The organism is Ruegeria sp. E8 (assembly GCF_056533985.1).
Genome location: NZ_JBQFOY010000003.1, coordinates 192,844 through 205,053 on the forward strand (window position 1 = coordinate 192,844; position 12,210 = coordinate 205,053).

The following is a 12,210-nucleotide window of genomic DNA, read 5'->3' on the forward strand; positions in this document are numbered from 1 at the left end:
TGATGAAAAAACTTCTTCTGATAACGCCTCTGCTTCTGCTGGCAGGCTGTTCGTCTTCCCAGACCTGGGGCTGGTATGTGATCGACCCGACCACGGCGTCGGGGTGGACCAATGTGAAATTCCTGATCTCGGGGATGGGCGCGACGATCCAGATTTCCCTGATCGCCGCCGTTCTGTCGATTGTCATCGGATTGCTGGTGGCCTTGCCGGGATTGTCCGAAAAACGCGGCTGGCGGGTTTTGAACCGGGTCTATGTAGAGTTCATTCGCGCCATCCCTTTGCTTCCGATGCTGTTCTGGGTCTTCTACGGCCTGCCCATCGTGTTCCAATCGATGGGTCTGAACATCCCGATCGATCCGTTCTGGGGGGCGATCATAACGCTGGCGATTTCAGACAGTGCCTTTACTGCCGAAATCTACCGCGCAGGCATTCAATCCATTGCCCGCGGTCAGCGCGAAGCGGCGCAGACCATCGGGCTGAACTATGTGCAGACCATGCGCTATGTGATCCTGCCGCAAGCGATCCGGCGCATTCTGCCCCCGCTGGCGAACCAGTTCATCTACATCGTCAAGATGAGCGCCTTTGCCAGCGTCATCGGAATGCAGGAATTGACCCGCCGCGCGAATGAACTGGTGGTGACGGAATACCGTCCGCTGGAAATCTACACCTTGCTGATTTTCGAGTACCTGATCCTGGTTCTGATCATCAGTGCTGGCGTGCGCTGGCTGGAGCGCCGTATGGGCGCGGACGAGCGCGGATAAGGAGTTACGAAATGGACTGGAAAGACTTCATGGCTGAGACCGAGGCCAATATAGGGACCTTCTCGAAGGAAGTGCCTGAAACCGTGCGAGGCTTTGGCATCATGGGCAAGGCGGCCAAGACCGACGGTGCGCTCAGCGAGAAAACCAAGGAATTCATGGCCCTTGGGATTGCCATCGCGACCCGTTGCGACAGTTGCATTGGTTTTCACGTGAAATCGCTTGTTCGGCTGGGTGCCACCCGCGAAGAGATGTGCGAGGCGCTGGCCATGGCGACCTATATGGGTGGCGGGCCGTCTTATGCGTATAGCGCCAAGGCGCTCAAGGCTTATGATGTGTTTTCGGAGTAGTAGCGATGCGTCCTGATTTGGCCGGTGCACACGGGTTTATTCGAAACAGTTGGTATGTTGCCGGGCGGTCCGAGGATTTCGACCGCAATTTGAGTGCCGTTCGGATGTTGGACGAAGAGATCGTGATTTATCGCGACACAGGGGGCAAGGCGATCGCTTTGGAAGATGCTTGCCCGCACCGCAAACTGCCACTGTCACGCGGCACAATCGAAGGCGATCATGTGGTTTGTGGCTATCACGGTTTGACTTTCGGCTGCGGCGGCGAGTGTGTCAGTGCCCCGACGCAGTTGGACAATCCTCCGCGTCGCGCCGCGGTTCATGCTTATCCGGCTGAAGATCGCTGGGGGTTTCTGTGGCTTTGGATGGGAGACCCGGAGAAAGCCAGTACAGACGATATCATCGACATCCCCAATTTCGACAACCCGTCCTGGGGCAAAACACAGACTGGCGCGATGGAAATGGCGTGCCATTACCTCTACATCACCGACAACCTGCTGGATCCAAGCCATGTGGCATGGGTGCATTTGACCTCATTCGCTGGCGCAGGAACGGACAATCGTCCGCTGGATATCGAAGAGACCGAAGATGGAGTCATCGTTTCGCGCTGGATCGCGGATGAACCTGCGCCACCCTATTACGCGCCGGTCCTGCCGTTCGGACCAAGCTGTGACCGCAAGCAGCACTACGAATGCCGCCTACCGTCGACGGCGATCAACATGTCGGTCTATACCCCGACGGGAGAAGGTGGGGCGGATCGGCCAATGTCTCCCAATGCGTTCGTCAACATCTCGTACAACTTCATCACCCCGGTCGATGCGGGAACCTCGCGGTACTTCTGGTTTCAGCACCGCAATATGCATGCGGACGACATAGCCATGTCACAGCGTATGTTCGATGGTGCGGTCATGGCGTTCAACGAAGACAAGGATGTGCTGGAATATGTGCAGACCGGCATGGCGCGGCGCAAAACCGGCTACATCAACCTTGGGTTGGACGCTGGCGCGATGCGGTTCCGCGCACGGGTTGCCAAGCGGGTCGCGCAGGAGGTCGAATAGTTTTCAGGCAGACAACCGCCCGTTCGGGCCTTGCCCGACCTGTTGGGCAGGGTCGTCAAAAACGGCCTTAATGCAGGGGTATTGTGCAAGGATTTCGGCCCCGCCGGGCAAAAGATCGGCCCGGAGAACGCCTGCATCCCAGATCGCAACCCCGTCCACCCGGATCGTGGGGTCCAGCACGTTCAGTGAAATCTCACCCGGTGCATAATCGCCGCAGGTGTGGAAATGCAGAAGGCGTGGATTGCCGAAAGCCGAACCGCTCCAACGTTCGAAATTGCTCTGGGCCGGGGCGGCATAGGCGCAGCCCGGGTGGATGCCGGCGTGCCAGGAATGCATGGTCAGCGGATCAAGGTCGAACATACGGCCAACCTTTTCGTAATGCATCTGCGCGCAATGCACATCCATCGGATGGCCGTCAAAGCCGGTCAGGCGATTGCCGTCGAACCGAACCGCCAACGGCTCGCGCAAATCGCAGCCGTAAGGTTCATAGAACTTCGATCCGGTGCCGACCAGAAAACCGTCCTGAACCAACACGCCGCTGAACCCTTGTGCGGGGACCGGCGCAAACACGGACATCGGAAATCGGGTTACGCTGACATCCGCGGCGCCCGATCTCGGAAAGGCAGCGCCCGGGCCGCCGAAATCGGTGCCCAGTGGACAGGTCACCTGGATACGTTCGGCCCCGGCCAGCAGAGCATTGACCGCATTTTTCAGTTTTACGAACCCGCTGTAATTCGCCCGTCCAAAGCTTGAGGCCAGCATCCCGGCATCCAGTGCGTAGGACATGATGGGGTGTACGTCCTTCATGCCAGCGTCAAATCGAATCTGATCACCGGTGCGTGACAGAAACAGGGTGCGGTCGGCGGATTTCATGGCCACGCGCAGGTTTTCGGGGACCAGCGGCCCCATCGGATCGAAAGGCACGGTTTGAACCGACGTGTTGATCCGGTTCTGCCGGGCGCACTCGACGACGGCCTCAGTGATTTCAGCATCGTAATAGCCGTTTGCGGCGTCTTCGCAGACCACGAGCAACCGGTCGCCAGCCTTAAGACCACCGCATCTGAACAACAGGTTTTCGGCGCCCGCCAAAAGTTCTGGGCTGTGCATCGTCGTTGATCCCAAACAAGTCCCCACGCGGGCAATGTATCTCTTTCACGTTTCCGTGATCCAGAGAAATTTCACCTTAGGAAAAAAATTAACTGACATGCTTGCAGGTATTGTTCATAAGCTGAGCCCGGACAGGACAGGAGACGTTGCAATGAGTGCTTGGATCGAGATGATCTCGGACGACAAGGCCGATGGCCGCCTGAAAGAGTTGCTGGACAAAGCCCGCACGCCCCATGGCACCGTCGACACCGTCATGCGTGTGCACTCGTTACGTCCCGAGACGATGAACGGGCATGTGACGCTGTACCGATCGGTCCTGCATTCGGACGACAATCAGTTGCCGTTCTGGTTTCTTGAGGTGGTGGCCAGCTATACCTCGATCCTGAATGATTGCACCTATTCGCTGACCCACCATTTCATGAATGTGCGCAATTTGCTGAAGGACCAACCGCGCAGCGACCGGATATTCGTCGCACTCAAGGCGCATCGACCCGAGGAAGAATTCGAAGGCAAGGAACTGGCGCTGCTGCGATATGCGGCAAAGCTGACAACCGATGTGGGCAAGATAGTGAAATCGGATTTCGAAGCGCTCAAGATCGCGGGTTGTGAAGACGGTGAGATTCTGGAGGTCAATCAGGTCTGCGCCTATTTCAACTATTCCAACCGGTTGCTGAACGGGCTTGGCGCAACGACCGAAAACGATGTGATCGGGTTCTATACCGGAGATGAATGACCTTCGGCAGGGTCGTGTCGCGCAAGGTTGGCCATACTCTGTCAGTCGCTTTCCGCCAACGCAGCCTGATCCGTGCTCAAGATGTTTTCCTCGGCGGTTTTTCGAATGATGGCCCCGATTTTCAGAAGGTTCTCGCTGAGCGGGTTGGTCTTTCGCCAGATCAGGCCAATTGTTCGCGCCGGGGGCGTGTCCTGAAAGCGGGCAACAGAGACATCGGCGGATCGGGTTTCCAGTCCGACCGCCATTTCCGGTATCAGCGTGACGCCGATGCCGGCCCCGACCATCTGTACCAGCGTGGACAGCGAACTGCCCTCCATGATGTGCTGCGGCTCGATATTGCGGATCGAGCAGAAGGACAGGGCCTGATCCCTGAAGCAATGCCCTTCTTCCAGCAACAGCAGGCGCATGGTTCTGAGCTGTGACGAACTTGGCATCGGCAACTCCGCGTCCTGCGCCGGGCGGACCAGGAGGAAGTCTTCGTTGAACAGAGAAAACTCGCGGAGGCTGGGTTCCGAGACGGGCAGGGCGACAACGCCGAAGTCCAGTCTGGAATCGAGAATTTCGCCGATCAGGGTTTGGGTAATCGTCTCTTTTGGCTCGATGATCAGTTGCGGGAATCGCTGTGACAGCGCCTTGATGATCGAAGGCAGCAGATAGGGCGCGACCGTGGGTATGACGCCGATTCTGATGCGGCCCGACAAGGGCCCAAACGGGGATTGCACAAGATTACCCAGATCTTCGACCCGGGTCAGGATTTCGCGGCCACGTTTCAGAACGTCTTCACCAAGCGCCGTCAGGCGGGTTTCACGTGCGGCGCGTTCGACCAGCGGGCCGCCCATGATGGTCTCCAGCTCTTTGATTTGAATGGAGAGTGCGGGCTGCGAAATAGCGCTGGCTGCCGCAGCCTTGCCAAAGTGGCCGTGGGTGGCGAGGGCCTCGAAATAGCGCAGGTGTTTGAGGGTTAGTGCTTTCATAGGAAAAATTAATCACAATGATAGAAATTACAAATTTCCAATTATCGAAGCGGTGGGGTACGAGTCAAGGCATCTGCATCCCTAGGTATATGCTCAGGAGATTTACAATGGACGGTAACCCCCACAATCATCAATCCGGCGGCTGCCCTGTCATGCATGGCGGGAACACGGGCACGGGAAATTCTGTCACCAAATGGTGGCCGGATGCGCTGAACCTGGACATTCTGAGCCAGCACGACACCCGCACCAACCCGATGGATGCCGACTACAACCATCGTGAAGCGGTCAAAGGGCTTGATTTCAAAGCGGTCCGTGCCGATGTCGAAGCATTGCTGACCGACAGCCAGGACTGGTGGCCGGCTGACTGGGGTCACTATGGCGGCCTGATGATCCGCCTGGCGTGGCACTCGGCCGGGTCGTACCGTCTGGGCGACGGTCGCGGTGGCGCAGGGTCGGGCAACATCCGGTTTGCCCCTCTGAACTCGTGGCCGGACAATGCCAGCCTGGACAAAGCCCGCCGTCTGCTGTGGCCGGTGAAAAAGAAATACGGGAACGCGCTGTCCTGGGCCGACCTGATCGTTCTGTCGGGCACTGTTGCGTATGAATCCATGGGCCTGAAAACATTTGGCTTCGGCTTTGGTCGCGAAGATATCTGGGGTCCGGAAAAAGACGTTTACTGGGGATCGGAGAACCAGTGGCTGGCCCCGTCCGAAAACCGCTATGGCGATCTGGAAACACCCGGCACGCTGGAAAACCCGCTGGGCGCGGTGCATATGGGTCTGATCTATGTGAACCCCGAAGGTGTGAACGGCAATCCGGACCCGGCAAAAACCGCGCTTCATATCCGCGAAACTTTTGCCCGTATGGCGATGAACGACGAAGAAACAGCGGCACTGACCTGCGGTGGGCACACAGTCGGTAAGGCACATGGCGCGATGGCCGACGACAATATCGGCGCTGAACCCGAAGCCTGCCCGGTGTCCGGTCAGGGTCTGGGTTGGAATAACCCTGATCAGGACGGCAAGGCGACCAACGCGTTCACCTCGGGCATCGAGGGAGCCTGGACGAAGGACCCGACCAAGTTCGACATGGGCTATTTCGACTATCTGTTCGGCTATGAATGGGAGCTTGGCAAATCGCCAGCAGGCGCACAACAATGGCAGCCCATCGACATGCCGGAAGACGAAAAGCCTGCCGACCCGACCGATCCTTCGGCTCGTCGTATGCCGGTCATGACCGACGCTGACATGGCGATGAAAATTGACCCGACATATAATGCGATCTGTCAGAAATTCATGGCCGATCCGGACTATTTCGCCGATACTTTTGCCCGCGCCTGGTTCAAGCTGACCCACCGCGACATGGGTCCGCGCGTCAACTACTATGGTCCGGACGTTCCTGCAGAAGAGCTGGTCTGGCAAGATCCGATCCCGGCAGGTTCGACCGGTTACAACGTCGATGCCGTCAAGGCGAAGATCGCAGAAAGCGGCCTGACCGCGGTTGAGATGATCAACACCGCATGGGACAGCGCCCGTACCTTCCGTGGCTCGGACAAACGTGGTGGCGCAAATGGCGCGCGCATTCGTCTGGCACCACAGAAGGACTGGGCCGGCAACGAGCCTGAGCGTCTGGCAAAAGTGCTGGGTGTGCTGGAGCCGATCGCTGCGGAAACCGGCGCGTCGATCGCCGATGTCATCGTGCTGGCGGGCAATGTTGGTCTGGAACAGTCGATCAAGGCTGCTGGTTTTGAAGTGACGGTTCCGTTCTCGGCAGGGCGCGGCGATGCGACGGACGAGCAGACCGATGTCGACAGCTTTTCGGTGCTTGAGCCGCTGGCGGACGGGTTCCGCAACTGGCAGCTGAAGGAATACGCCGTATCGCCCGAGGCGATGATGCTGGACCGCGCGCAATTGCTGGGTCTGACCGCAGCAGAGATGACCGTTCTGATCGGTGGCCTGCGTGTTCTGGGTGCCAACCATGGCGGATCGGCGCATGGTGTCTTTACCGACCGTGTTGGGCAGCTGACCACGGACTTCTTCGTCAACCTGACGGATATGTCGCTCAGCTGGCACCCGGTTGATGGCGGGACCTACGAACTGCGCGACCGTGCCTCGGGTGAGGTCAAGTTCACCGCGACCAGTGCTGATCTGGTCTTCGGTTCGAACTCGATCCTGCGTGGTTACGCCGAGGTTTACGCTCAGGACGACAACGCCGAGAAGTTTGTGCGCGACTTCGTGGCGGCCTGGACCAAGATCATGAACAACGATCGGTTCGATCTGGTTGCTTAAGTCATGAAAAAATCAGGCGAGGGGAACCTCGCCTGATTTTCCTTTTCAGGGCTGGCATCCGCCTTTGCCCACTTATCCTGCAATCACATTCTGTTTTTGAACGCCCAGACCTTCGATGCCCAGTTCCATCCGGTCGCCGGGTTTCAGATAGACCTGTGGATTTTGCCCCATGCCCACGCCCGGCGGCGTGCCGGTCGAGATCACATCACCCGGTTGCAATGACATGAATTGCGATAGATGAGAAATCACGGTCGCGACCCCGAAGTGCATCGTTTGGGTCGAGCCATCCTGATAGCGGTGGGCATTGACCTCAAGATACATCGTCAGATTCTGCGGATCGGCAATCTCGTCCCGCGTCACCAACCATGGACCGATAGGCCCGAAAGTGTCGGCGGATTTGCCTTTGACCCACTGGCCCGAGCGGTGCAGCTGAAAATCACGTTCCGACAGGTCGTTGATCACACAATAGCCAGCGATATGATCCATCGCTTCGGCCTCTGAGATGTATTTTGCCTCTTTGCCGATCACCACACCCAGTTCGACCTCCCAGTCGGTTTTGACGGATCCGCGCGGGATTTCGACGTTATCGTTCGGGCCGATGATCGCCGAAGTTGCTTTGAAAAAGATCACCGGTTCCTGCGGCAATTCCATACCGCTTTCGGCTGCGTGGTCGGCATAGTTCAGGCCGATGCAGATGAACTTGCCCACATGGCCCACACAGGCGCCGATGCGGACATCGCCGTCAACTGCCGGCAGGGATTGCGGGTCCAGCGCGCGAAGCTGAGTCAGCCCTTCATCGCTGAGCACATCGCCCGAGAGATCGCCTATGATCCCGGACAGGTCGCGAATTGTGCCGTCTTCGCCCAACAAACCCGGCTTTTCAGCACCCAACGCCCCAAAGCGCAGTAGTTTCATGATGTGATCCCTTTCAGCTTAAATCGCCCAACCGCCATCAATGGCGAAAGGCTGACCAGTCGTAAACGTACTGCTGTCACTTGCGAGGTAGAGTGCGAGTTCGGCGATTTCGTCCGCTGTACCAATGCGACCCATTGGTTGGCGCGCGATGAAATCGGTCATTGCCTTTTCGTAGTCGCCTGTCGCCTTCAAGCGTTCGTGCAGGCTGGGGCTGTCGACCGTACCAGGGCATATTGCATTACAGCGAATGCCTTGGGTGACGAAATCGGCGGCGATCGACTTGGTCAGGCCGATCACTGCCGCTTTTGAGGCGCAGTACACAAACCGGTTTGGCACGCCTTTCATCGAGGAAGCGACGGAAGACATATTGATGATGGACCCTCCGCCGTTTTGCAGCATGGCTGGCAGAGTCAGGCGGATCAGCCGGTACATGGCTTTTACGTTCAGATCAAAGCTGAAATCCCAGTCGTCTTCGTCGCAGTCCAGAATCGAGCCGCTCGCCACATAACCTGCGCAGTTGAAGAGAATATCCAATGGCGGAAGCTCGGCTACGGCAAGCTGCACCGACTTGGCGTCTGTCACGTTCAGGTGAAACGGAGTAACACCTTTGATCTCTGACAGCTCTGCCAGGGTGGTTTCGTTGATATCGCAGGCAAAGACATGCGCGCCTTCGGCGGCGAACAACTCGGTGGTGGCGCGGCCAATGCCTTGGCCAGCAGCGCTGATGAAGGCGATTTTGCCTTTCAATCGGTTAGAAGGCTGGAGCGACGTCATTCTGGTCCTCATATCTTGTTTGCAAGCAGGGCTGGTGATGTTCTGGAAAGGGTTTCGTAACTAATGATACCCGACGAGAAATCGCCTCTTGCTCAATACGGCTAAAACGAGATTAACGCTGAATGCAGTCATGTCACGTCCCGAGGTGATGGTCCTTTGCCGCGATTTCCCCGAGGATGGTGCCGCCTGTGATCGGGGATTGTGTGGCTCAGCACCTATTCAGTTGTAGGTGCGGCCTGAGCCAGATTTGTCACGTCGATCCCCTGCGCGCGCAGCAACAGGGCAAGATTTGCAAGTCCGAAATCCCGGTAGATCTGAAACAGGTCAGGCGTCAGCCATCCACAGCAGTAGCCACCCGACTTCCCAAAAATACATATCGCATCTGAGTCCGGGCCTTTGCGGCGCAAGTTGCCCAAAGGCCCGCGCCAAATCCCATCAAAACCCCTGCATCAGCATATCGATGGCTGCCGTGATCTGCGCGAAGTGCTCATCCAGATTACTGATCGGAGCTTTCAGGATACCTGTCGGAACTGCCGCCATGAATTGCGTCGCCATGACGTGAGGGTGGCCTTTAATCTCAAAGACGGGATTGAGCCGGGCGGCAGGGACCGGAGCCGAGGCCTCGGGCAGCAGAGGTACAACAACGCGAGTGTTCAGGCCACTCAGAAGATCGCTTTGAACATCCAGCAGATAACCGTCGCCCGACGGGTTGGGAAAAACGTCGTATTTTGGCATCAGAACTGCCGATAGGTCTCCAGCGGCAAACCGTGACGCTCGACGTAAGAGTTCGAGCTTTCGATTGCCGCTTTGTTCTCGGCCTTCCAGCGTTCGGCTTTTGCTGCGGCGACAGCGGCGCGAATACCGTCTTCGGCCGCTCGGGACAGGTTGATTTTCAGGTCCCGCGCTTCGGACAACATATCGCCATCCAGTGAAAGGTTGGTCGGTTTACGTGACGGGGCATTCATGCAGGTAACCTCCGGTATGCCTGAAGATACCTGTACAATATATGCGCGTCAAATATGCGCATCCAGCATGTTGGACAATTCGGGATTTTACGAGTTCCCCCAAGTCCCGGACAAAAGCTGCCCGGGAAGGGGGCTGCGTATGGGTGGCGAGGCCGCGGTTACTCAGCGACTTCGGCGGCGGGTTCGCGCTTTCTGAACTGTTGATCGAACAGGTTGCGGAAGCTTCCGTTCTTATCCATCAACTCGTCTAGATTGCCCTGTTCCACGATGGCACCATCCTGAACCACGATGATCTTGTCCGCTTCCAGCACGGTCGACAGGCGGTGCGCGATGACAATGACGGTCACATTCTGTGTCAAAGCATCCAGCGCCTTTTTCACAAGTGATTCCGATTCAGCATCCAGCGCACTTGTGGCTTCGTCCAACAGCAGAATCTCGGCCTTTCTCAGAATTGCGCGGGCAATGGCGATACGCTGTTTCTGGCCACCTGACAGGAAAGTCCCGTTTTCGCCAACCTGTGTATTGTAGCCGTCTGGCAGATCCATGATGAAATCATGCGCATGTGCGGCTTTGGCGGCGTCTATCACCTCTTCGTCTGACGCGTCGGGGGATGAGCAGCGCAGGTTGTCCATGATCGAAGTCGAGAACAGGAATGTATCCTGGCCGACATAGGAAATTTTGCGCCGCAACGAGGCAAAGCTCACCTCGCGCAGGTCCTGACCATCAATCTCGACGCTGCCCTCATCGGGGTCGTAGAAACGCATGATCAGGCCGAACAACGTGGATTTGCCACCGCCGGACTGGCCAACAAGCGCCGTGGTTTTACCGGCCTCGAAGGTGACGTTCATCTCTTCAATCACCGGTATCGCGCCATGATAGCCAAAGGTCACGTTGCGCAAGGCGATCTGTCCGGGGCCTTCGATCAGGTCATGGGCTTTGGGGCTTTCCACCATGGTTTCGTCCTGATCCAGCAAGTCGAACAACATGCCGACACCGACCATGCAGGTTTCGATCTGAACACGCATTTTCGACAGACGCTTGGCGGGTTCGTATGCCATCAGCAAAGCGGTGATAAAGGACATCAGCTGACCCGCGCTGGGCTGTTCAGTTCCCGCGATTCCAAGCGTGCTGACGACAAGCACACCTGCCACGGCAAGGCCCGCCAGAAACTCCATGAGAGGGCTGGCAATGGATTGCAACTTGGCGATGTCGTTCGAGCGCTGCTCAACTTTCCGGATTGCGGTGTCCATGCGGTTGATCATGCGATCTTCAAGCGAGAAAACCTTGATAACCTTGATCCCGGCCGAAGTTTCTTGCAGCACCCGGATAATTTCAGCCAGTGATTTGAATTCGGCCTGCATGATCGAGCGTACACTCTTCAGCAGGTAGCGCACACCCAACAAGGCAATCGGACCCACGACAAAGAACAACACCGACAGAACCGGTTGCTGATACACCATGACTGCAACCAGCCCGACCAACGTCAGCGCGTCGCGAACAAATCCCGTGACCAGCACATCGATCAAAGTTCGGGCGGCCTGCGCGCCGTGGGTGGTGCGCATCAATAGGTCCGATGATTCATTGGCGGTGAAGAATGAGACGCCATGCCTGAGAAGTTTGCGATAAACCCTGTCCTGCTGTTCGGCCACGATTCGGTTGCCAGCACGGGCCAGGTAAATGGCCTGAATGTACGAGGCGACTGCCTTGACCAGAAACAGAAGCACGACCCCAAGCGCAATGAAATGCGCGTAGCCCCGCAATTCCGGGCTGGTCATCGCGTCGACGATGTACTCCATCATGTAAGCAGAACCGGCCGTGGTGACCGCCACAGCAATCATTGCAAGCACAGCAATGCCATACAGCCCGCCTTGTGCATAAAAGCTCTCACCTACAAGGCGGCCCATATAGCCTGATCGCCAATTGTTCCAGGCGCGCTTTATCATTGCGTTCTCCAAATCATGAAACTGTGCGCACGCTCAGATAACCTATATTTTGTCGGGCCTAAAGGACAGATGCTAAGCTGCGGCAGAGCGGCCCATCCCGACTGTCTGAGCTGTGAGATCGCTAGATAAGGTCTGGTTGGTGTTCGGACAAGAGCCGGGATCCGCAATGAAAACCGAATTTCGCCCCGGAAATTGCCTGCGGACAGGATTTGAAACACGGCGGGATCGATAAAATTCGGTTTTGAAAGTTCGTTTTTCATTCCAATGGGAATGCGCCAATTCCGGCAAAAATCCGCCAGCGGGCGCAATCACATAAATGCCCCACGCAGTAGTCCTGGCATGCGGACG

12 protein-coding genes are annotated in these 12,210 nt (G+C 57.2%); 5 read left to right on the forward strand and 7 right to left on the reverse strand.

Going from position 1 to position 12,210, the window contains the following annotated elements; translation table 11 throughout:
• Positions 1–2: 2 nt before the first annotated feature.
• The 3 genes from ACR0LF_RS06170 to ACR0LF_RS06180 are packed head-to-tail and all read left to right on the forward strand — an operon-like array spanning position 3 to position 2,163.
• The gene (locus ACR0LF_RS06170; protein ID WP_480580606.1) at positions 3–761 is read left to right on the forward strand and encodes an amino acid ABC transporter permease; all 759 of its coding nucleotides are present in this window, start codon (positions 3–5) and stop codon (positions 759–761) included.
• An 11-nt stretch (positions 762–772) separates the two neighbouring features.
• Entirely contained in the window at positions 773–1,108 is a 336-nt protein-coding gene (locus ACR0LF_RS06175; protein WP_480580604.1) for a carboxymuconolactone decarboxylase family protein, read from the forward strand.
• 5 nt (positions 1,109–1,113) lie between these two features.
• Positions 1,114–2,163 (forward strand): aromatic ring-hydroxylating dioxygenase subunit alpha, encoded by a 1,050-nt coding sequence (locus tag ACR0LF_RS06180; protein ID WP_480580602.1) that lies wholly within the window; start codon positions 1,114–1,116, stop codon positions 2,161–2,163.
• A 3-nt stretch (positions 2,164–2,166) separates the two neighbouring features.
• On the opposite strand, the gene ACR0LF_RS06185 is transcribed toward ACR0LF_RS06180, so the two are convergent.
• On the reverse strand, positions 2,167–3,270 hold the full coding sequence (locus ACR0LF_RS06185; protein WP_480580601.1) for a hypothetical protein: 1,104 nt from the start codon (positions 3,268–3,270) through the stop codon (positions 2,167–2,169).
• A gap of 151 nt (positions 3,271–3,421) precedes the next feature.
• On the opposite strand from ACR0LF_RS06185, the gene ACR0LF_RS06190 reads away from it, so the two are divergent.
• Positions 3,422–4,003 (forward strand): carboxymuconolactone decarboxylase family protein, encoded by a 582-nt coding sequence (locus ACR0LF_RS06190; protein WP_480580599.1) that lies wholly within the window; start codon positions 3,422–3,424, stop codon positions 4,001–4,003.
• A 41-nt stretch (positions 4,004–4,044) separates the two neighbouring features.
• Here ACR0LF_RS06190 and ACR0LF_RS06195 read toward each other — a convergent pair whose 3' ends face one another.
• Positions 4,045–4,977 (reverse strand): hydrogen peroxide-inducible genes activator, encoded by a 933-nt coding sequence (locus ACR0LF_RS06195; RefSeq protein ID WP_480580597.1) that lies wholly within the window; start codon positions 4,975–4,977, stop codon positions 4,045–4,047.
• Between the two features lie 107 nt (positions 4,978–5,084).
• On the opposite strand from ACR0LF_RS06195, the gene katG reads away from it, so the two are divergent.
• Positions 5,085–7,265 carry a catalase/peroxidase HPI gene (gene katG / locus ACR0LF_RS06200; protein ID WP_480580595.1) on the forward strand — a complete coding sequence of 727 codons (2,181 nt, stop codon included), beginning with the start codon at positions 5,085–5,087 and terminating at the stop codon, positions 7,263–7,265.
• Positions 7,266–7,337: 72 nt separating this feature from the next.
• On the opposite strand, the gene ACR0LF_RS06205 is transcribed toward katG, so the two are convergent.
• The 5 genes from ACR0LF_RS06205 to ACR0LF_RS06225 all read right to left on the reverse strand — a co-directional run bounded on the left by ACR0LF_RS06205 (position 7,338) and on the right by ACR0LF_RS06225 (position 11,862).
• Positions 7,338–8,180 carry a fumarylacetoacetate hydrolase family protein gene (locus tag ACR0LF_RS06205; RefSeq protein WP_480580593.1) on the reverse strand — a complete coding sequence of 281 codons (843 nt, stop codon included), beginning with the start codon at positions 8,178–8,180 and terminating at the stop codon, positions 7,338–7,340.
• Positions 8,181–8,198: 18 nt separating this feature from the next.
• Positions 8,199–8,954, reverse strand: coding sequence for an SDR family oxidoreductase (locus tag ACR0LF_RS06210; protein ID WP_480580591.1), 756 nt, complete (start codon positions 8,952–8,954; stop codon positions 8,199–8,201).
• Between the two features lie 435 nt (positions 8,955–9,389).
• Entirely contained in the window at positions 9,390–9,689 is a 300-nt protein-coding gene (locus ACR0LF_RS06215; protein ID WP_480580589.1) for a CcdB family protein, read from the reverse strand.
• Entirely contained in the window at positions 9,689–9,919 is a 231-nt protein-coding gene (locus ACR0LF_RS06220) for a type II toxin-antitoxin system CcdA family antitoxin (protein ID WP_480580587.1), read from the reverse strand. The genes ACR0LF_RS06215 and ACR0LF_RS06220 overlap by 1 nt, the downstream gene beginning before the upstream one ends.
• A 158-nt stretch (positions 9,920–10,077) precedes the next feature.
• Positions 10,078–11,862 (reverse strand): ABC transporter ATP-binding protein, encoded by a 1,785-nt coding sequence (locus ACR0LF_RS06225; protein WP_480580586.1) that lies wholly within the window; start codon positions 11,860–11,862, stop codon positions 10,078–10,080.
• Positions 11,863–12,210: the final 348 nt, after the last annotated feature.